Source organism: Rubrobacter calidifluminis (assembly GCF_028617075.1).
GTDB lineage: Bacteria > Actinomycetota > Rubrobacteria > Rubrobacterales > Rubrobacteraceae > Rubrobacter_E > Rubrobacter_E calidifluminis.
Map to the genome: position 1 here is coordinate 117,069 of NZ_JAQKGV010000007.1, position 19,177 is coordinate 136,245.

Here is a 19,177-nt window from a genome sequence, read left to right on the forward strand (position 1 = left end):
CCCGCTGAGTATCCGGAAGAGGAGGGGTCTTTGGCGGGGAGGGGAAGGCGCATTCTGCGCTGGCTCGGGCTGGCCGTGGCCGTGGTCGTGGCGGTTATCATCGTGGCCGGTGTGGGAGGATACCTCTACCTGAAGAGGAGCACGCTCCCGCAGGGGAGCGGGACGCTCAGGGTGGCGGGGCTGCACCACCCGGTCGAGGTGATCCGGGACTCCCACGGCATCCCTACGATAGAGGCGAGAGACGCCCACGACCTGTTCTTCGCGCTCGGGGTGGTCCACGCGCAGGACCGGTTGTGGCAGATGGACTTCCAGCGCAGGATCGGGCGCGGGACGCTCTCGGAGGTGCTCGGCAGGGCCACGGTGGAGCAGGATGAGTTCGTCAGGACCTGGGGCTTCTACCGGGCGGCCCGGGAGGCCTACCGCAACCTGGATCCGGCCTCGAAGCGGGTGGTGGACGACTACGTGGCCGGGATCAACGCCTACCTGAAGACCGACCCGCCGCTTCCGGTCGAGTTCCGGCTGCTCGGATACAGGCCCACACCGTGGCGGCCGGCCGATGTTCTGGTGTGGGCCAAGCTGCAGAGTTTCGAGCTCTCGGCGAACTGGGACTCGGAGCTCGAACGCTACCGGCTGCTCGCGCGAGGGCTGAGCAAGAGGCGCATCGCGCAGCTACTCCCCCCATACCCCAAGGACGCCCCGACGGTCCTGAGCGGGGCGGACGTCTCCCAGGGGAACGTCTCGCGAGCCGACGCGGAGCAGGCCGAGGCTGTACTGCGAGCAGGCCGCTCATTCCCTGAGGCGCTCGCGGCCTCAAACGACTGGGTCGTCTCCGGCCGGTACACCACGACCGGGAAGCCCTTCCTCGCCAACGACCCCCACCTCGGGCTGCAGGCCCCCTCGATCTGGTACCTGGTGCACCTGAAGTCCCCCGGCATCGACGCTACCGGGGCCTCGTTCCCCGGCCTTCCGGCCGTCGTGATCGGTCACAACCGCCACATCGCCTGGGGGGTGACCAACGTCGGGGCGGACGTGGAGGATCTCTACGTGATGCACGACGTGGACGGCGGCAGGGCCTACATCTACCGGGGGAAGGTGCGTCCCTACCGGGTGCACCACGAGACGATAGAGGTCAAGGGCGCAAAGCCCGTGCACCTGAGCGTACGCGAGAGCGTCTACGGGCCCGTGATCTCCGACGTGGAGAAGGTCTCCGGCGGCAGGAGCCTCTCGCTGCGCTGGACGAGCCTCGCCCCGAAGGACGGCACGATCGGGGCCTTCCTCGGGGTAGAGAAGGCGGATAACTGGCGCCAGTTCAACGCGGCGCTCCGCAGCTACGTCGCCCCGAGCCAGAACTTCGTCTACGCCGACAAGGAGGGCAACACAGGCTATGTGGCGCCGGGCAAATTCCCGATCCGGAAGAAAGGGGACACCGGGCTCTACCCGATGCCCGGCAACGGGAGTTGGGACTGGCGGGGTTGGGTCCCCTACCGCGACTGGCCCCGGACGTTCAACCCCAGGGAGGGCTTCGTCGTCACCGCGAACAACAGGGTAACCCCGAAGGACTACCCTTACACGCTCTCGCTCGAGTGGGCCGACCCCTACCGGGCGGAGCGCATCCGGCAGATGATCGAAGAGGTAACGAACTCCGGCAGAAAGCTCTCCCGGAAGGATATGGAGCGGATACAGCTCGACCAGAAGTCGCTCCTCTTCGAGAGCTTCCGGCCGGTCATAGAGGACATGCACCCCCTCACCGGGGACGGCGAGACCTGGCGGAAGCGGCTCCTCCGGTGGGACGGGAAGGTATCACCATCCTCGCGCGAGGCGGCGCTCTTCGAGGGCTGGTACGCCCGGCTCACCCGACTCCCGGCGAAGGAGGTCGGGGAGGAGCACTGGGACCACCCGCGTTACATCCTGAACGCCCTCGAGCACGGGGACAGGGCCTGCGGCACCCGGAAGGAGTGCCTCGCGTACGCCGCCCGGGCCTTCGACCGCACGCTCGAGGGTTTCGGTGGGAATGTGCCCCGGTGGGGAGACATCCACAAGACCGTGATAGACCACCCGGTGCTCTCCAAGAGCCCGCTCGCCCGCTTCGCCGACCGGACCCTGTCACACGGGGGGGACGAGTCGACGGTGAACGTCGGCTCCTACGACCCCTCGAGCTTCGAGATGACCGCCGGGCCGAGCTACCGCCAGGTCGTCAGCCTCGCCGACCTTGGAGACTCGCGCTTCGTCATGCCGATGGGCGAGTCGGGGAACCTCCTCTCTTCCCACTACGACGACCTGCTGCCGCTCTGGCAGGACGGACGCTACCTGCCGATGCGGGGCGGGAGGAAGGGTTCGGGGGAGAGGCTCCTGCTCGAGCCCTAACCGCTGCGCTTGAGCTTCCCGCTCTTCCTCGCGTAGAGCTCGCCGAGGTGGAAGACCAGAAGCCCGAGCGGGACGAAGACGGCGCCCATCACCAGAAGCGGCCAGACGAAGCCCCACAGCGCGCCGAGACCGGCCCCGTCCAGAAGCGCCTTCCTCACCCCCTCCAGCCCGTAGTAGACCGGGGAGAGGTGTGCGATCTCCTGCATCCAGCCCGGCAGCACGCCGATCGGGTAGTAGACGCCGGAGACCAGCAGGATCAGGGCGGAGATTATGTAGGTGACCTGCTGCCCCTTCTCCGGGGAGAGGAGCGGCATCACCGCCGCGATTACCCCGAATCCCACGAGCGAGACGCTGCACGCGCCGAGCACGACGAGGGCTCCCAGGTAATCGGCGTGCGAGAGGTCGAGCTCGAAGAGGAGCGAGACCGCGGCGAGGATGAGCGTGGTGCGCAGTATCCCGTAGACCACCGCGTAGATCCCCATCCCGAGGAGGTGGGTCACCCGGCTCGCCGGGCTCATGAAGGTGTACTCGATCGTCCCCTCCCACCGCTCCCAGCTCACCGTCTCGGAGAGCACGTCGAAGATCATCGAGAGGTAGCTCCAGATGAGCGCCCCGATGAGCAGATACGTCGTGAAGCGCGCCACGTCGATCCCGCCCCCGCCGGAGAGGACACCGGCACCTTTGCCGATGAACGTTATGGAGATGACGTTCACCGCGGTGTAGGTGAGCCAGACCAGCTCCCACATGAAGTAGCGCCGGGTGAGGTAGTAGTTCCTCTGCACGTACCCCCAGGTGGCAACGAGCTCTATCGCCCACCGCGGCTTTATCCCGCCCTGCCGCAAGGCACACCTCCTCTTCTTCAGGCCGAGGCCTGCTCGACGCCGTATCCGGTGGCGGCCATGAAGGCCTCCTCGAGGGTGCGCGCCCGGTAGCGCCGCTTGAGCGCGCCGGGTTCCTCGAGCGCCAGGATGCGCCCGCCGGCCATGATCCCGACGCGGTCGCAGAGCCCTTCGGCCTCGTCCATGTCGTGGGTGCAGAGCAGGATCGAAGCGTCCCGCTCCTCCCTCATGCGCCGGATGAGCGCCTGCACGTCGCGCTTGCTCGCCGGGTCGAGCCCGGTAGTCGGCTCGTCGAGCAACATCAAAACCGGGCTCGTGAGCAGCGCCCGTGCCAGGGCTATCTTCTGCTGCATCCCGCGCGAGAGGTTCTCCATCGGCTCGGAGGCACGCCCGAAATCGAAGCCGATCTCCTCGAGGATCCGGCGTATCCCCGGGCGGGCCTCCCCGCCCCCGACCCCGTAGAGCTTCGCCCCGTAGAGCAGATTCTCCATCGCCGAGAGCTTCTTGAAGAAGCTGGCCTCCACGCTGACCCGGTTCATGTAGCGCTGCACCCGCTTGGGGTGCTTCACGGCGTCGATCCCGAAGACTTCGACCTCCCCCTCATCCGGTACGACGAGGGTGGAGACGACGCGCACCAGCGTGCTCTTGCCGCTCCCGTTGGGACCGAGGATGCCGACGACCTCACCCCGGCCCACCTCGAACGTGACGCCGTCCAGCGCCCGCACCGTCTCCCTCCGCCGCCTCCTGAAACCCTTGCGCACCCCCCGCAGCACAAGGGCAGTCCCTTCTCTCAAAGCCGCCCCCTCGCCTCGAGGCGCTCCCACACGATGCGCCAGGTCTCTTCACGCTCGAGCGCGACCGCCGCCACGAACAGCCGCCGCGCCACCCGCGCCCGCAGCGTCGGCCGTCCGCAGGCCGCAAGCCGCGCAAGCCTCCTCTCCTCCGCCTCTCTCAACCTCTCCCTCTCCCGTTGCTTCGCCACCTGATGATCTCCGTAGTACGACACGACCCAGACTCCTTCCCACTCCCAAGCCGTCCTCAGAATGCCCTGCCCTCTCTCCCAAAGGACCGGAGGCTACGAAAGATCCGGGTGCGGACGCACAAGATTTCGGGCCCCCGGTCCTGATGTCCGGAGGCCCTCTGGCAAAAGATGCCGCTGGTTCAGCGCATCAACGAGGGTGAGAGGACATCAGGGCGCACCTCTCCGCAAGCAGGCCGTCGGTCACCGCGATGACCGCCGCCGCGCTGTTCATAAGACGGATCAGCACCTCTCACCCCTTTCTGTCCTCGGGTCGTCTCTCAACGACGGCCAGCCTACCATCCCGCCAGACGCTCGTCAAGTGAGTTACGCAAAATTTCTTCAACCCCGCTTCAAAAAAGTTAACAAAAGTTGAGTTAAGGACCTCGTTTCTCGAAGTGGAGGGGCTCGAAGCGGCGGGGGGTGGCGAGCAGCACTACTATACCGAGGAGGGCGAAGGCGGCGAGCGCGAGGAAGACGTGGTGGGCGGCGAGGTAGAGGCCGTGGCGTACGTAGGAGGCGGCCTGACTGTCCAGGGTGTGGGCTCCGTTCCCGCCGAGCAGGCGACTCGCGGCGTCGACGGTATGGGGGACGCGCCCCGAGATGTCCGAAGGAGCACGGGAGAGCCAGCCGAGCAGGGCGGAGTTGGCGATGGTGCCGAAGAGCGCGGCGCCGACGGCCTGACCGAGCTGACGGGTGAACATGTTGGCGCCGGTGACCGTCCCGCGCCGCTCCCAGCCGACGACCTGCTGCAGACCGACGACGATGGGGGTGGAGAGGAGGCCGAGCCCGAGCCCCATGATGAAGCTTCCGGCGGTGGCGAGCCACAGGGGGGAGGATTGCGGGAGGAGGCTGAAGACGACGCCGGAGGCCAGGCAGAAGAGGGAGCCGATGAGCGCGGTGTCGCGGAAGCCTATCCTGAGGTAGAGGCGTCCGGAGAAGGTGGAGGCCAGCGGCCAGCCGATCGACATCACCGCGAGGGAGAAGCCGGCGGCGACGGCTCCCGCACCGAGCACTCCCTGGGCGTAGGTCGGGAGGAAGGTGGTCAGCCCGATCGTGAGCAGCCCGAGCACCGCCGCCGAGAGGTTCGCCCCGACGAGGAGTCGGCGCCCGAAGACCCAGGGCGGGAGCGTGGGCTCGGCGGCGCGGTGCTCACGCCGGACGAAGGCCGCCAGGAGCAGGATGGCGAGGACGAACACCCCGACGATCTGTGGCGAGAGCCAGGGCCAGCCGACCCCGCCCTCGAGCAACCCGAAGATGACGAGCCCCACCCCGAGCGCGAGTAGCGCCGCTCCCTGGTAGTCGAGCTCATGATGCGTCTTCTCGACGCTCTCCTTCAGATAAATCCCGACGACGAGCAGCGCCAGCGCGCCCACGGGGAGGTTTATGTAGAAGATCCAACGCCACGAGGCATACTCGGAGAGCAGCCCGCCGAGCGCCGGGCCCACGACCGCAGAGATGCCCCACACGCTGGAGAGCGCGCCCTGGATGCGGGCCCGCTCACGCACGTCGTACATGTCGCCGGCGAGCGTGGTGACCGTCGGCTGTATCGCCCCGGCTCCCACCCCCTGCACCGCCCGGAAGGCGATGAGCGAGATCATGCTGAAGGAGAGACCGCACAACACCGACCCGAGCAGGAACACCCCGGTCCCGAAGAAGAGCACCGGCTTGCGACCGTAGAGGTCGGAGAGCTTGCCGTAGATCGGCACCATCACCGCCTGCACGAGCAGGTAGATCGAGAAGACCCAGGTGAAGAGCGAGAAACCGCCGAGGTCGCGCACGATCGAGGGCACGGCCGTCGAGACTATCGTCGCATCCATCGCCGCGAGCCCCATCGCAAGCACGAGCCCGAAGAGCACCCGTCCCCTGTGCAGGTACCCGCCGGCAGCCTCCCTTTGCGTCCGTGATCCCGTATCCAATCCGCTCCTCGTACGCCGATGCACTTACGTCCACAAATATTACTGTTCGTATACGTGCGCGTACGGGTTCCGGGGATAAAATCTTCACGGAGCTTCACGGGAGGTGGAAAGCTTGGCTTACGGCATCGAGGAGTCGCAGGTTTCCTTCAGGGGTGACGGCAGGGATCTCGAGGCGTACCTCGCGGTCCCGGAGGGTGCGGGAGGCGGGTTGCCCGCGGTCGTCGTGATCCAGGAGATCTGGGGCCTGGAGGAGCACATCAGGGACGTGGCGCGGCGTTTCGCCGCCGAAGGGTACGTGGCGCTCGCTCCTGATCTCTACACCGGGGAGTGGAACGAGAAGCTCACCCCGGAGCGCGTCGCGCGGGCGATGGGCTTCCTGCGGGGGGCTTCTCAGGAGGTCCAGCGCGACCCGGACAAGCTCGAGAGCGCGCTCTCGGAGAAGCCGCAGGAGGAGAAGGATGCGGTCATGATCCTGCGGCGCCTGCTCACCCCCGAGCAGCGGATGGCTTTCGCCCGGGATCTCGTCGGCGCGGTGCACTACCTGCAGAAGAGGCCCGAGGTGGACCCCGGGCGCATCGGGAGCGTGGGGTTCTGCATGGGCGGGGGCATCTCGGCCGATCTCGCCGTGGTGTGCCCGGAGCTCGCGGCGGCGGTCATCTTCTACGGGCAGAACCCGCCGCTCGATCGGGTGCCGGAGATAAACGCCCCGGTGCTCGGCATCTACGGGGAGGAAGACAAAGGCATCACCGGGGCCGTCCCGGAGCTGGAGAGGGCCATGAGGGAGGCGGGCAAGGACTTCCGCTACCACGTCTACCCCGGCGCCCCGCACGCCTTCTTCAACGACACCCGCCCCAACTACCGGAAGGAGTCCGCCGGGGACGCCTGGCGGCGCACGCTCGAGTTCTTCGGGGAGACGCTGGGCCGCTAACCCGAGGGATCGCTCCTCGTCGGGCTCTCGATCCCCGCACCGCCTTCAGCGAAAGAGGGCGTGGTACTCCTCGTTCGGAATCATGCCGCAGGCGAGCGACATCCGGTTGGTGAAGTTGTACATCGCGGCGATCTCGGCCACGTCCCACACCTCCTCCAGCGTGAGCCCGTAGCCCTGCAGACGCTCGATGTCTTCCGGGGTGCACTCGAGCGGCTCCTTCGTTACCTTGACCGCGTAGTCGAGGATCGCCCGGGTGCGCTCGTCGAGCCCGGCCCGGCGGTAGTCGAGCGTGATCCTGTCGGCCGCGACCGGATCTCCGAGCGCCCGCCGCAGTTCGGCACCATGCGCCACCAGGCAGTAGAGGCAGCCGTTCTCCATCGAGACGGCGACCGCGATCATCTCACGCTCGGCCTCGCTCAGGTTGTCCGTGGGGACGTGGAGTTGTTTGTAGTGGTTGAACCAAGCCGAGAGACGCTCGGGCCGGAAGCTGTACGCCCGGAAGACGTTGGGTACGAACCCCAGGTTCTCCTTCGCCTTGCGGAAGAGCCCCTGCAGGTTCTCCGGCAGCTCGGATTCGTCGGGCACCGGGAACCAGCTTATCGGGACGCCGGTCTTCTGGGCCATCTCTCTAGCACCGCCTTTCTCCTCTCCTGCGACAGCGGCCCTATCTTACCCTCCCTGAACCTCAGCGGTTCACCGCGCGCATCCCGGCCTCGTCGTAGCGCTCCCCGGCCGCGGCGCCCTTCGGAGCGACCTCGTCGATGCGCCGCAGATCCTCCTCCGTCAGCTCTATCTCGACGGCCGCGGCGTTCTCCTCCAGGTAGCGGCGGCGCTTGGTGCCGGGGATGGGCACGATATCCTCCCCCTGGTGCAACAGCCAGGCCAGCGCGAGCTGGCTCGCGGTGACGCCCTTCTCGTCGGCGATCTGCCTCACCCTATCCACGAGCTGGAGGTTCTTCTTGAAGTTCTCGCCCTGAAAGCGCGGGGAGTTGCGCCGGTAGTCGCCTTCGGGAAGGTCCTCGAAGCGGCGGAACCGCCCGGTCAGGAAGCCGCGCCCGAGCGGGCTGTAGGCGACGAATCCTATCCCGAGCTCGCGGCAGGTGGGCAGGATCTCGTCCTCCGGATCCCGGCTCCAGAGCGAGTACTCGGTCTGAAGGGCGGTGACCGGGTGCACCGCGTGCGCTTTGCGGATCGTCTCCGGCGCGGCCTCGGAGATCCCGAGGTAGCGTACCTTGCCGGCCTCGACGAGCTCCTTCATCGCCCCCCAGGTCTCCTCTACGGGGGTGTCGGGGTCGACCCGGTGCTGGTAGTAGAGGTCTATGTGGTCGACGCCGAGGCGCTTCAGCGAGGCGTCGCAGGCCTTCCTCACGTAGTCGGGCTTGCCGCTGATGCCGAGCCGGGTCCCGTCCTCGGCGCGCACGTTTCCGAACTTGGTCGCGAGGACGACCTCCTCACGCCGGTCCTTTATCGCCCGGCCGACGAGCCGCTCGTTGGTGAACGGCCCGTACATGTCCGCGGTGTCCAGGAAGTTTATGCCGAGGTCGAGCGCCCGGTGGATCGTGGCGATCGACTCCTCCTCGTCCGGGGTGCCGTAGAACTCGCTCATCCCCATGCATCCGAGCCCGATCTCCGACACGACGAGCCCCTGGCTGCCCAGAGCGCGTCTCTCCATATCACCCTCCTTCGAAAAAGCCTCCGCAAAACCAGGGTATGTTTTCCCGGGGTAAGCTCCTCCCGAAACCTCAGCCCACGGTGACGACCGCGGAGCCTTCGATCCTGCCTTCGCGGAGCACATCGAGCGCCTCGTTGGTTCGCTCGAGCGGGAAGGTCTCCACGGTGGTGCGGATCGGGACCTTCGGCGCCAGCTCCAGGAACTCCTCGCCGTCGCGGCGGGTGAGGTTGGCGACCGAGCGCAGGACGCGCTCTCCCCAGAGTATCTCGTAGGGGAAGGAGGGGATGTCGGACATGTGGATCCCGGCGCACACCACCACCCCGCCCTTCGCCACCGCACGCAGCGCCGCCGGAACGAGGCTCCCCACGGGGGCGAAGATGATCGCGGCGTCGAGCTCCTCCGGCGGCCGCTCGTCCGAGCCTCCGGCCCACCCGGCCCCCAGGCTGCGCGCGAAGCGCTGCGCCTCCTCGTCCCCGGGTCGGGTGAAGGCGAAGACCCGCCGGCCCTGGTATACGGCGGCCTGGGCGATCATGTGCGCCGAGCTCCCGAAGCCGTAGAGCCCGAGCCTCTCCGCGTCCCCGGTCATCCTGAGAGAGCGGTACCCGATGAGCCCGCCACACAGAAGCGGCGCGGCCTGCAGGTCGGGATAACCCTCGGGGATGGGGAAGCAGAAGCGTTCGTCGGCAACGGCGTACTCGGCGTAGCCGCCGTCTATCTGGTAGCCGGTGAAGCGGGCACCCTCGCAGAGGTTCTCCTGTCCCCTCCGGCAGTAGCGGCACTCCCCGTCGGTCCACCCGAGCCAGGGCACCCCTACCCTATCCCCCTCGGAGAAGCGCCCGGTCCCCTCCCCCGCCGCCACGACCTCCCCGACGATCTGATGCCCGGGGATGAGCGGCAGCTTGGGCCCGATCAGTTCACCGTCGACGATGTGCAGGTCCGTGCGGCACACCGCGCACGCCCTGACCCGGATCAGAACCTGCCCCACCCCCGGCTCGGGAACGGCGATATCCTCCATCCGCAGCGGCTCGCGCTGCCTCTCCAGGACCATCGCGCGCATGTTTTTAGTCTACTACGTACCTCCGGAACCGCCTCTGGGAAGAGCCTGCAACCAGCCGTACAATCCCTGGATGGAGGAGGTTCGTGTAGAGGGCGCCCGTGCGGTGGAGCGGGTGATCGCACGGATGCGGCGGGTGGAGGACGGCCCGCTCTCGCTGGAGGAGATGGCCGGGATGGCACACCTCAGCCCCTTCCACTTCTCGCGCCTCTTCAAGCAGGTCACCGGCGTCCCGCCCGGCACGTTCATGGCCGCCCTGCGGCTGGAGCGGGCCAAGCGGCTGCTTCTGACCACGGAGCTGGACGTCGCGGAGGTCTGCTACGAGGTCGGCTACGAGAGCCCCGGAACCTTCGCCACGCGTTTCTCGCGCCTGGTCGGCGTCTCTCCGGGGCAGATGCGCCGCCTCCCCGAGATGCTGGAGGGAGCGACCGGGCGCCTCCGGGTGCCCGCGCTCCCCCCCGCGCCGGGGGGCGTGGCTTTCCGGGTGGGCGGCGAGCTCCCCGCCGGGGCGCTCGCCTTCGCCGGGCTCTTCCCCGCCGCGATCCCGCAGGGCCGCCCCGTGGCGTGCACGTTGATCGGAGGACCGGGCGAGCACCATATCCCACCGGCCCCCGACGGGCTCTACCACCTGATGGTCGCCGCGCTGCCGCTCCATACATCTCCTCTGGAGATGCTGCTCCCTGGCCCCGAACTGCGCGTCGGGCACGCTCCGGTGGCGGTGCGCAGAGGTTCGTCCGCCAGCCCCGCAGACATCGCGCTGCGCCCGACCCGGCCCACAGACCCTCCGCTGCTCCTCGCGCTCGCTGCGCGCCTGCTGGAGAGAGCAAGATAGGAGAGGTCGAGGCGGCGTGCGGCGGCTATCTTCCTTGAGTACAAGGCGGGCCGGACGAAAGGAGAGACGATGATCACGAAGGCGTATGTGGTGAGCGTGCACGTGGGCGACCAGGAGAGGGCGCTCGATTTCTACACGAACGCTCTGGGCTTCGAGAAGCGCTCCGACGAGCCGATGGGCGAGGGTGCGCGCTGGCTCACGGTGGCCCCCGAGGGCGCCGAGACCAGCATCTTCCTCGAGCCCGTCGGCTCCGAAGGCCGCGCCGGAGGCTGGGCGAACGTGATCTTCGAGTGCGACGACATCCATGCCACCTGCAATAAACTCCGCGATAAGGGGGTGGAGTTCTCCGAGGAGCCCACCAGGCAGCCGTGGGGGATGTGGGCGCGGTTCAGGGACCCCGACGGCAACGAGTTCGGGCTCTACGGCGGCAGGTAGAAGGATTCCCCTCCCCCGGCGGGTCCCGATGCCGGGACCCGCCTTTCTACCTGCGCCGGGCGAGCGCGGCAAGCTCCGCGGCCCTCTCCTCCAGCGCGGATCTCAACTCCTCCGGAGCGCGAACGATGAATGGGCAGTCGAGGGCGGCCAGCACGCGCGCCATCCAGCCCAGATCGGGCGTCGAGCACCGCAGGAGCGTACCCTCCTCCACCTGATCTAACGAAATTCCTATCGGCGGAAGCTGCCTGCGTGCTTCGCCCGGCTCCGTCTCGAGCAGCACCTCGACCGACCACTCCTCCCCCGGCGCGGCGGCCACCGCGTGTAGCAGCGCCTCCGGTGAGTCCAGCCCGGTCGGTGTCTCGAAGCCCTCTTCGAGCGGTCTCGCCTCCAGCACCCTATCCACCCGAAACAGGCGCAGCCCCCGCCGCAGGTGGCAGTATCCCGCCGCGTACCAGTATCCCTCCCGGTAGAAGACCCCGTAAGGGTCGAACTTTCGCTCCGTCGTCCCCGACGAACCGGAGCGGTAGCGCATCCAGACCCTCCTCTCGCCTACGGCGGCGGCGAGCGTCAGGAGCGCCTCGCTCCTCGCAGATACGGCGGGTCTGTCTATCGCGATCGAGAGGGCCCGCTGCAGTGCACCGACCCTCTCCCGCAGCCCCCCGGGCATTACCCGCTCCAGCTTGGCCAGGGCGCCCTCCGCGGCCGGCGCCGCTCCCGAGAGCCCGAGCCTGCGGGCCGCCAAGAGGCCCAGCACGAGCCCCAGCGCCTCCTCATCGGTGAACATCATCGGCGGCAGCCGGTAGCCGGGCTGGAGCACGTAGCCCCCGTAGCGTCCGCGCTCCGCTTCGACCGGGACGCCCATCTCCCGGAGCATCGCCGCGTAGCGCCGCACCGTTCGCTCCCCGACCTCGAGCCTCCTCGCGAGCTCCGGGCCCCCCATGCGCCCGCGGGATTGCAGGATCTCGAGCATCGAGAGCAGCCTGGTGGTCGGCCGGTAACCGTACACGACTTTCTCCCTTCCAGAAACTCGCAGGAGATTCTACCCGAAACAGGAACGCCACTGACCTGTTTCGGACGTATCTTCAGCCGGCAGGCGAAAACGGGAGGATCATGTACGGAGCATGGTACGGCGAAGTGTTGGCAAGAGAACGGCAGGAGCAACTTCTCGAGGAGGCACAGGAGCGAAGGCTGGCGCGCATGGTCGCGGGGCCGGGACTGCGGGCGCGGGCGGCGCGGTGGCTCTTCGGGCTCGCACTCCTGCTGGAGCGGCGGGAGACCTGGCGGGCCGTGTGGGAACGCCTGGAGGCACCGCGATGAGAAGAAAGAAGAATCCCCTCCCGCCATCGGGAGGGGATTCTTCTTTTCCGGTTTCAGCCTCTCCGGCTCAGGAGGCGGCGTGGACCTTCGTGGTGAAGGAGAGCTCTTCGCCGGAGCGGTCCACGAGGACGGTATCGCCCGCGGAGAACTCGCCGCCGATGATCCTGCTGGAGAGCGGGTTCTCGATGTAGCGCCGGATCGTGCGGGCGAGCGGACGGGCGCCGAACTTCTGGTCGTAGCCGCGCTCGGCGAGGAACTCCTTCGCCGCCGGGGTGACCTCGACCGAGACCTTCTGGTTCTCGAGGTTCCTGTTGAGCCGTCCGAGCATGATGTCCACGATCCTGAGCACGTCCTCCTTGGTGAGCGGCTGGAAGACGATGATCTCGTCGATCCGGTTCAGGAACTCGGGCCGGAAGGTGCGCTCGAGGGCGTCGCGGGCACGCCGCTCCATCTCCCGCGCGTCGATGCCCTCGCGGGCCGTGAACCCGAACTGACGTTCGGAGACCAGGTGCTGGCTGCCGACGTTCGAGGTCATGATGACGATCGTGTTCTCGAAGGAGACCGTTCGGCCCTGGGCGTCGGTCAGCCGTCCGTCGTCCAGCAGCTGAAGCAGCGTGTTGAACACGTCCGGGTGGGCCTTCTCGATCTCGTCGAAGAGGACCACGCTGTACGGGCGGCGCCGGACGGCCTCGGTGAGCTGGCCGGCCTCCTCGTAGCCGACGTACCCCGGCGGAGCCCCGACGAGCCGGCTCACGGTGTGCTTCTCCTGGAACTCGCTCATGTCGATGCGGATCATGGCGTCCTCCTCGCCGAAGAGGTACTCGGCGAGCGCCCGGGCGAGCTCGGTCTTGCCGACGCCCGTGGGCCCGAGGAAGATGAAGCTCCCCACCGGCCGCTTGGGGTCCTTGATCCCGGCGCGCGAGCGCCTTATCGCCTCGGCGACGGCCTTCACCGCCTTGTCCTGGCCGATGACCCGCTCGTGCAGCACGTTCTCCAGGTTCAGCAGCCGCTCGCGCTCCTCCTGGACGATGTTGGTCGCGGGCACGCCGGTCCACTCCTCGAGGATGCGGGCGATGTCCTCCCTCGTGACCTCGGGGGCGTTGGACTCGCGGCTCGTCGCCCAGCCCTGCTGCTGCTCGCGCAGCTCGGCCTTGAGCTGCTCGATGCGCTGCTTGAACCCGGCGGCCTTCTCGTAGTCCTCGGCCCGGACGGCGTCCTCCTTCTGGCGCTCGAGCGAGGAGATCTCATCCTCTATCCTCTTCACGTCCACCGGCGGGACCGTCGAGCGCAGCCGCACCTCGGCCGCCGCCTCATCCAGCAGGTCTATCGCCTTGTCCGGCAGGAAGCGGTCGGTGATGTAGCGGTCGCCGAGCTGCGCCGCCCCGATGATCGCCTCGTCGGAGATCCTCACGCGGTGGTGCGCCTCGTAGCGGTCCCTGAGCCCGAAGAGGATGCCGATGGTCTCCTCGACGCTGGGCTCGCCGACCATCACCGGCTGGAAGCGGCGCTCGAGCGCGGTGTCCTTCTCTATGTTCTTGCGGTACTCGTCGAGCGTGGTCGCCCCGACGACCTGTATCTCGCCGCGGGCGAGCGCGGGCTTGAGCATGTTCGAGGCGTTCACCGCCCCCTCGGCGCCGCCGGCCCCGACGATCTGGTGCAGCTCGTCGATGAAGAGGATTATGTTCTTCTCCTCGGAGCGCAGCTCGCGCAGCAGCTGCTGCATCCGCTCCTCGAAGTCGCCGCGGAAGCGGGTCCCGGCGACCAGGCTCCCGACGTCGAGCGCGACGACCCGCTTGCCTTTAAGCGACTCGGGCACGTCCTCGGAGACGATGCGCTGCGCGAGCCCCTCGGCGATCGCGGTCTTCCCGACGCCGGCCTCCCCGATCAGGACCGGGTTGTTCTTGGTGCGGCGGCTGAGGATGCGGATGACCCGCGCGATCTCACCCGCCCGCCCGATGACCGGGTCGAGCTCCCCATCACGCGCCATCTGGGTGAGGTCGCGGCTGACCTGGTCGAGCGTGGGCGTCCGGCTCTGGCCCTGCGGACCGCCGGGGAACCCGCCGCCGGCGCCGCCGGCGCCCATCCCGGCGCCGGCACCCACGCCGGGGCCCATCTGCTGCCCACCGCGCTGCTGCAAAAGACGCAGGATCTCCCGCCGCAACGCCTCGGCGTCCCCGGCGCCGTTCTGCGAGAGGATGCGGTACGCGTTGCCGTCCCCCTCGCCCAGAAGCCCGAGCAGCAGGTGCTCGGCACCCACCTGGCTCGCGCCCATCTGCCTCGCCGCGGTGAACGAGAGCTGCAGCGCCCGCTTGGCGCTCGGCGTGAAGGTGTACACCCGGTTCCCGGGGTCACCCCGCTGCTCCTCGAAGCGCCGCCTCATCCCCTCGACATCCGCCCCGGCTCGCCGGAGCGCCTCGGTAGCGACGTTCTCCCCCGAGACCACCCCGGCGAGCAGATGATCGGTTCCGATCGCGTCGGTCTCGGTCGTCCCCGCGGCGACCTCCCGGGCGCGCATGACGGCCTCCTGCGCCTCCTGCGAGAGCGCCTCGAAAAGTCCCGCCGATTGACTGTGCTGCTGGATCAAATTCTGCAACATCTCAAACGGTCCGAACCCGCCGCCCGACCCACCGAACATCCCGAGCTGCCTGGCACACTGATTGCACAGGTAGGTCGTCGTGCGGCGGTCCCCACTCTGCTGAAACACCTGCACGCTCGCGGGCCTCACCCCGCAGTTCTCGCATATCATCGATACAACGCCTCCAGACCTGTATGCGAACCAAAATCCTTCTTATCTTCCCCGTTCCGGGGAAACCATAACCGTCTAACAAGATCTGAGCCTGTCACGCTCATATTTTATTACTACGTCTCAGTAGATCAAGCAGATGTGCGGAGGTTCGGGGGGTGGTCGGGTGGGTAAGAAACGTTCCCGACGGTAGAGCGAAGAGAGGGAGGTTTTCAGGGCATGGAGGCGCGTGACATGATCGGTCTGGAGGCTCGGACGGCCGACGGGACGGGGATCGGCAGGGTCTCCGATGTTCTCTACGACGAGGAGAGCGGCGCGGCGACCCACCTGGTCGTCGAGCGCGAAGGGGAGAGCTTCGAGGTCCCCATCTCCGAGATATCCCTCGACGAGGAGGCGGACTTCGTCACCCTCCGGACCGACCGCCCGGACGCGGAGCCAGCCGGCCGGGTGGGGCAGGAGGAGTACGCTCCGGGCGAGTCGGACGAGGAGGACCACCCGCACGAGGGTCAGTTCGTCACCGAGCCTCAGAGCGAGCCGGAGGCGCTCTCTCCCGAGGATCTGGCGCGCGAGGACTGGGAGGACGAGACCTACACCCCGGACTCCGGCTACCCCAGGAACGACATCTACATAGACCCGGACACCGGCGAGGAGGTCACCGACCCGTACCTGGAGGACAACCGGGACCTCGGGGACGACGTGGAGGACCTGCTCGAGGACACGGAGCTCACGGTCCGCTCCGTGAATGAGGGCGTCGTCGAGCTCTCGGGGAGGGCAGCCTCGCAGCGGGACCTGGAGGATACGATAGAGGAGATCATGGGGCTCGAGGGCGTCCGGGAGGTGGACGCGACCGACGTCGAGGTCTCCGGCTAGCGCAGCCGGGGGACGACCTCCTCGGCGAAGCGGTGGAGCATCGAGTGGTCGTAGGCGAGGCGCGGCAGGTAGACGATGATGTAGTCCGCCCCGGCCTCGACGCACCGCTCCAGACGTGATGCGACCTCGTCCGGGGTGCCGACGACGAACTCTTTGGTGTATTCCTCGTAGCTGCGGCCCATGCGGGCCTTCCCGGTGGCCCGCTCGGGGTCCTCGCCCTCCTCGAGGAGGTGGACGTTCACCGAGGTGGAGCGTGTGATCTCCCCGAAGTCGCGCCCCTCGCGCTCGCAGTGGCCGCGCAGGACGTCGAGCTTGTGCCGGATCGCCTCCGGGTCTCCCCCGCCGACGTTGCAGGCGTCGCCCCAGCGGGCGACCAGGCGCAGCGTCACCCTCTCGCCGCCACCCCCGATCCAGAACGGCGGGTGCGGTCTCTGCGCGCTCTTGGGCTCGTTGATCGGTTTGTCCAGCTGGTAGAACTCACCGTCGAAGACGACGTCATCCTCGGTCCACAGGCGGTGGATGATCTCGCACGCCTCCCGGAAGGCGCGCATCCTCTCGGGGACTTCGGGGAAGCCGTAGCCGTAGGCGCGCCACTCGTGCTCGTACCAGCCCGCCCCGAGCCCGAAGAGGAGCCTGCCGCCGCTCATCACGTCCGCGGTGGAGGCCATCTTCGCCAAGAGCGCCGGGTTGCGGTAACCGTTGCAGGTGACCATCTGCCCGATCTTCACCCGCCTCGTGTCGCGGGCGAGTCCGGCGGTGGACATCCAGCACTCGAAGACGGCGTTCTTCGTCGGCTCGGGTACGGTGTGGAAGTGATCGTAGAGCCAGATCGAATCGAACGCCCCGCTCTCCTCTGCGGCCCGGGCGACGGAGGTCATCGCTTCGTACTGCTCGACCGGGTCCTCTATCTCGACGAGGTCCATCCTCCACCCCTGCGGCACGAAGACGCCGAACTCCACCGGCATGAACACCCCTCTCTCTCGCTCCCGCGACCCGCGAAGCATACCCCCGGCGGGGTGTGAAGTCTAACCCCTGCGGTCCGGGTAGCGGGCGACGGTTCGGATCTGCAATCCCCCGCGCACCCGCTGGGTGAGATCGACGGTCATCTCCTCCGGCCCGCAGGCGCGGACCAGATCCTCAAGGAGCGTCGCCGCGAGGTCCTCGGCGAAGATGCCCCGATCCCGGAAGCCCCACAGGTAGAGCTTGAGGGATTTCGATTCGATCAGGCGCTCCCCCGGACGGTAGCTGAGCTTCAGGTCGTAGAAGTCCGGCTGGCCGGTCACCGGGCAGAGGGCCGTCAGCTCCTGCGTGGTGAACTCGACGGTCGCGTCGGTCGCGCCGTGGCGCCAGGGTACGGTATCCAGCTCGTCGGCCCCTATCGGGCCGCGCACCTCCCGCCCGAGCACCCGCCTGTCCGCAGCGTCGGACAAGATCAAAAACCTCCTCTGTTCGCCTCTTCCGGCGGACAGATGTTACTGCGCGAGCGCGCAACCGTCCTTGCGCGGGTCGCTCCCGCAGGCCCTCACTCCTCCTTCGAGGATCCTGATGACCTGCGCCCCGCCGGTGGGAACCGCGTAGTCCGGCCCCACCTCGACCGCATGCCCCATCCGGCGCAGCCCCTCAACGGTCCTCTCCGGGTAGCGGCCCTCCAGAAGAAGGGTGTCGCCGTCGTGGAAGTGGCGCGGATGTTCGGCGGCCTCCTGCGGGCTCATCCCGTAGTCGAGGAGGTCGGCGAGGAGCTGGGCGTGTCCCTGCGGCTGCATCGGCCCGCCCATCACCCCGAAGACGGCCCAGAGCGCATCCTCTCTGGTGGCGAGCGCCGGGATGATCGTGTGCAGCGGACGCTTCCCGGGCGCGAGCTCGTTGGGATGCCCCTCCTCGAGGGTGAAGCACGCTCCCCGGTTCTGCAGGCAGACCCCGGTCCCTCCGGCGACGATGCCGCTCCCGAAACCTTTGTAGAGGCTGTTTATGAAAGAGCAGCCGTTCCCCTCCTCGTCCACCGCGCAGAGGTAGGTGGTGTCGCTCCCGAGGGAGAGCTCTCGAGAGACTCCCGCGGCCCGCTCCCTGGAGATCTCCTCCCGCAGGCCGGCCGCGTACTCCTTCGAGAGCATCCGCTCCACCGGCACCTCGCAGAAATCCGGGTCGCCCACCCTCTCCTGCAGATCTCTGAACGCGAGCTTCTTGGCCTCGACCTCGAGGTGGACGCGCCCGGCACCGAGGGGGTCGAGCTCCGCCAGCTCGAAACCCTCCAGGATGTTGAGCATCTCGAGCGCCGCTATCCCCTGGGTGGGCGGCGGGATCTCGTAGACCCTCACCCCGCGGTAGTCGGTCGAGATGGGCTCGACCCATTCGGTCTGGTGCTCCGCGAGATCCTCCTCGGAGAGGAATCCTCCAGCCTCCCGCACCGACCGGGTGATGCGCCGGGCGATCTCACCCTCGTAGAAGGCGTCCGCCCCGCCCTCGCAGAGGATCTCGAGCGTGCGGGCGAGGTCGGGCTGCAGGAACCTCTGCCCGGCCCGGGGCACCCTCCCACCGGGAAGGAAGCAGCGCGCGGCCGCCGCGTCCTTGCGCAGCATCTCCCCGGCCGTCTCCCAGTAGCGACCGGCCACCTCGGCAACGATACACCCTTCCCTGGCGTAGCGGAGCGCGCTCTCGAGCAGCCGCCCGAGCGGCAGCCGCCCGAGCTCCCTCGCGGCATCCTCCCACAGCCTCACCGCCCCGGGCACGGTCACCGTGAGCGCGCCCCGGTCGGGCATCCGCGAGAGGCCCATATCGCGCAGCTTCTGCGCGTCGATCCCGCGTGGAGCACCACCGGCGCCACAGGCCCCCACCACCCTGCCGCTTTTGGCCTCGTAGAAAAGGAGGAACGCGTCCCCTCCCATCCCGGTGGTCATCGGCGCGACGACGGCCAGGGTGGCCGCCATTGCGACGCACGCATCGACCGCGTTTCCTCCCTCGTCGAGCGCCCGGATGCCAGCCAGGGCCGCCTGCGGGTGCTCGCAGGCCACCGCTCCACGCGTCCCGTAGACCGTCGATCTCCCCCCCACATCGGGCCTCAAGGCCTTCGCGGCGCCCGAAAGCCGTGTATCTCCTGCGTTCGTCACCGCCCTCCTCCGGTCGTGGTGGGTTCTCTCTTACAGTCTTCTCCTGTCCCTCAGTTTACATTCCTGTTCGAAGGGTACATTC

The 19,177-nt window shown here is 68.2% G+C and carries 18 protein-coding genes; 6 read left to right on the forward strand and 12 right to left on the reverse strand.

Annotated elements, in window-relative coordinates; translation table 11 throughout:
* Window positions 1-30: 30 nt before the first annotated feature.
* A complete protein-coding gene (locus PJB24_RS07615) occupies window positions 31-2,364 on the forward strand; it encodes a penicillin acylase family protein (protein WP_273844420.1) in 2,334 nt (777 codons plus the stop codon).
* On the opposite strand, the gene PJB24_RS07620 is transcribed toward PJB24_RS07615, so the two are convergent.
* From PJB24_RS07620 to PJB24_RS07635, 4 genes are all read right to left on the reverse strand, one after another.
* Window positions 2,361-3,206 (reverse strand): ABC transporter permease, encoded by an 846-nt coding sequence (locus tag PJB24_RS07620; protein ID WP_273844422.1) that lies wholly within the window; start codon window positions 3,204-3,206, stop codon window positions 2,361-2,363. The genes PJB24_RS07615 and PJB24_RS07620 overlap by 4 nt on opposite strands.
* A 17-nt stretch (window positions 3,207-3,223) precedes the next feature.
* Window positions 3,224-3,997 carry an ABC transporter ATP-binding protein gene (locus tag PJB24_RS07625; protein WP_273844426.1) on the reverse strand — a complete coding sequence of 258 codons (774 nt, stop codon included), beginning with the start codon at window positions 3,995-3,997 and terminating at the stop codon, window positions 3,224-3,226.
* A complete protein-coding gene (locus PJB24_RS07630; RefSeq protein WP_273844429.1) occupies window positions 3,994-4,209 on the reverse strand; it encodes a hypothetical protein in 216 nt (71 codons plus the stop codon). The genes PJB24_RS07625 and PJB24_RS07630 overlap by 4 nt, the downstream gene beginning before the upstream one ends.
* Before the next feature lie 389 nt (window positions 4,210-4,598).
* Window positions 4,599-6,140 carry an MDR family MFS transporter gene (locus PJB24_RS07635; protein ID WP_273844432.1) on the reverse strand — a complete coding sequence of 514 codons (1,542 nt, stop codon included), beginning with the start codon at window positions 6,138-6,140 and terminating at the stop codon, window positions 4,599-4,601.
* Window positions 6,141-6,252: 112 nt separating this feature from the next.
* On the opposite strand from PJB24_RS07635, the gene PJB24_RS07640 reads away from it, so the two are divergent.
* The gene (locus PJB24_RS07640; protein WP_273844435.1) at window positions 6,253-7,068 is read left to right on the forward strand and encodes a dienelactone hydrolase family protein; all 816 of its coding nucleotides are present in this window, start codon (window positions 6,253-6,255) and stop codon (window positions 7,066-7,068) included.
* Window positions 7,069-7,113: 45 nt separating this feature from the next.
* Here the strand turns inward: PJB24_RS07640 and PJB24_RS07645 are convergent, their stop codons facing one another.
* The 3 genes from PJB24_RS07645 to PJB24_RS07655 all read right to left on the reverse strand — a co-directional run bounded on the left by PJB24_RS07645 (window position 7,114) and on the right by PJB24_RS07655 (window position 9,797).
* On the reverse strand, window positions 7,114-7,692 hold the full coding sequence (locus PJB24_RS07645) for a peroxidase-related enzyme (RefSeq protein ID WP_273844438.1): 579 nt from the start codon (window positions 7,690-7,692) through the stop codon (window positions 7,114-7,116).
* A 61-nt stretch (window positions 7,693-7,753) separates the two neighbouring features.
* On the reverse strand, window positions 7,754-8,740 hold the full coding sequence (locus PJB24_RS07650) for an aldo/keto reductase (protein ID WP_273844441.1): 987 nt from the start codon (window positions 8,738-8,740) through the stop codon (window positions 7,754-7,756).
* Window positions 8,741-8,810: 70 nt separating this feature from the next.
* Entirely contained in the window at window positions 8,811-9,797 is a 987-nt protein-coding gene (locus tag PJB24_RS07655) for a zinc-dependent alcohol dehydrogenase family protein (protein ID WP_273844444.1), read from the reverse strand.
* A gap of 70 nt (window positions 9,798-9,867) precedes the next feature.
* Here PJB24_RS07655 and PJB24_RS07660 point away from each other — a divergent pair, with 70 nt between their 5' ends.
* Window positions 9,868-10,626 (forward strand): helix-turn-helix domain-containing protein, encoded by a 759-nt coding sequence (locus tag PJB24_RS07660; RefSeq protein WP_273844446.1) that lies wholly within the window; start codon window positions 9,868-9,870, stop codon window positions 10,624-10,626.
* Between the two features lie 69 nt (window positions 10,627-10,695).
* The gene (locus PJB24_RS07665) at window positions 10,696-11,061 is read left to right on the forward strand and encodes a VOC family protein (RefSeq protein WP_273844449.1); all 366 of its coding nucleotides are present in this window, start codon (window positions 10,696-10,698) and stop codon (window positions 11,059-11,061) included.
* Between the two features lie 46 nt (window positions 11,062-11,107).
* Here PJB24_RS07665 and PJB24_RS07670 read toward each other — a convergent pair whose 3' ends face one another.
* The gene (locus tag PJB24_RS07670; protein ID WP_273844451.1) at window positions 11,108-12,067 is read right to left on the reverse strand and encodes a helix-turn-helix transcriptional regulator; all 960 of its coding nucleotides are present in this window, start codon (window positions 12,065-12,067) and stop codon (window positions 11,108-11,110) included.
* Window positions 12,068-12,198: 131 nt separating this feature from the next.
* On the opposite strand from PJB24_RS07670, the gene PJB24_RS07675 reads away from it, so the two are divergent.
* On the forward strand, window positions 12,199-12,378 hold the full coding sequence (locus PJB24_RS07675) for a hypothetical protein (protein ID WP_273844454.1): 180 nt from the start codon (window positions 12,199-12,201) through the stop codon (window positions 12,376-12,378).
* 67 nt (window positions 12,379-12,445) lie between these two features.
* On the opposite strand, the gene PJB24_RS07680 is transcribed toward PJB24_RS07675, so the two are convergent.
* Window positions 12,446-14,974 (reverse strand): AAA family ATPase, encoded by a 2,529-nt coding sequence (locus PJB24_RS07680; RefSeq protein WP_475852782.1) that lies wholly within the window; start codon window positions 14,972-14,974, stop codon window positions 12,446-12,448.
* A gap of 366 nt (window positions 14,975-15,340) precedes the next feature.
* On the opposite strand from PJB24_RS07680, the gene PJB24_RS07685 reads away from it, so the two are divergent.
* Window positions 15,341-15,991, forward strand: a complete 651-nt coding sequence (locus tag PJB24_RS07685) for a PRC-barrel domain-containing protein (protein WP_273844461.1) — start codon at window positions 15,341-15,343, stop codon at window positions 15,989-15,991.
* On the opposite strand, the gene PJB24_RS07690 is transcribed toward PJB24_RS07685, so the two are convergent.
* Genes PJB24_RS07690 through ggt form a run of 3 tightly spaced genes read right to left on the reverse strand, consistent with a single transcriptional unit; the run spans window position 15,988 to window position 19,095 of the window.
* Entirely contained in the window at window positions 15,988-16,956 is a 969-nt protein-coding gene (locus tag PJB24_RS07690) for an LLM class F420-dependent oxidoreductase (RefSeq protein ID WP_273844463.1), read from the reverse strand. The genes PJB24_RS07685 and PJB24_RS07690 overlap by 4 nt on opposite strands.
* 60 nt (window positions 16,957-17,016) lie before the next feature.
* Window positions 17,017-17,421: a preQ(1) synthase gene (gene queF, locus PJB24_RS07695; protein WP_273844465.1), complete on the reverse strand. Its 405-nt coding sequence runs from the start codon at window positions 17,419-17,421 to the stop codon at window positions 17,017-17,019.
* Window positions 17,422-17,463: 42 nt separating this feature from the next.
* Complete coding sequence (gene ggt / locus PJB24_RS07700) at window positions 17,464-19,095, reverse strand: gamma-glutamyltransferase (protein ID WP_273844467.1); 1,632 nt, start codon at window positions 19,093-19,095, stop codon at window positions 17,464-17,466.
* Window positions 19,096-19,177 lie beyond the last annotated feature (82 nt).

Coding starts and splice junctions, on each gene's coding strand:
- PJB24_RS07645 (WP_273844438.1), bottom strand. CDS start 7,692: ATGGCCCAGAAGACCGGCGTCCCGATAAGCTGGTTCCCGGTGCCCGAC.
- PJB24_RS07650 (WP_273844441.1), bottom strand. CDS start 8,740: ATGGAGAGACGCGCTCTGGGCAGCCAGGGGCTCGTCGTGTCGGAGATC.
- PJB24_RS07655 (WP_273844444.1), bottom strand. CDS start 9,797: ATGCGCGCGATGGTCCTGGAGAGGCAGCGCGAGCCGCTGCGGATGGAG.
- PJB24_RS07660 (WP_273844446.1), top strand. CDS start 9,868: ATGGAGGAGGTTCGTGTAGAGGGCGCCCGTGCGGTGGAGCGGGTGATC.
- PJB24_RS07665 (WP_273844449.1), top strand. CDS start 10,696: ATGATCACGAAGGCGTATGTGGTGAGCGTGCACGTGGGCGACCAGGAG.
- PJB24_RS07680 (WP_475852782.1), bottom strand. CDS start 14,974: ATGTTGCAGAATTTGATCCAGCAGCACAGTCAATCGGCGGGACTTTTC.
- PJB24_RS07685 (WP_273844461.1), top strand. CDS start 15,341: ATGGAGGCGCGTGACATGATCGGTCTGGAGGCTCGGACGGCCGACGGG.
- PJB24_RS07690 (WP_273844463.1), bottom strand. CDS start 16,956: ATGCCGGTGGAGTTCGGCGTCTTCGTGCCGCAGGGGTGGAGGATGGAC.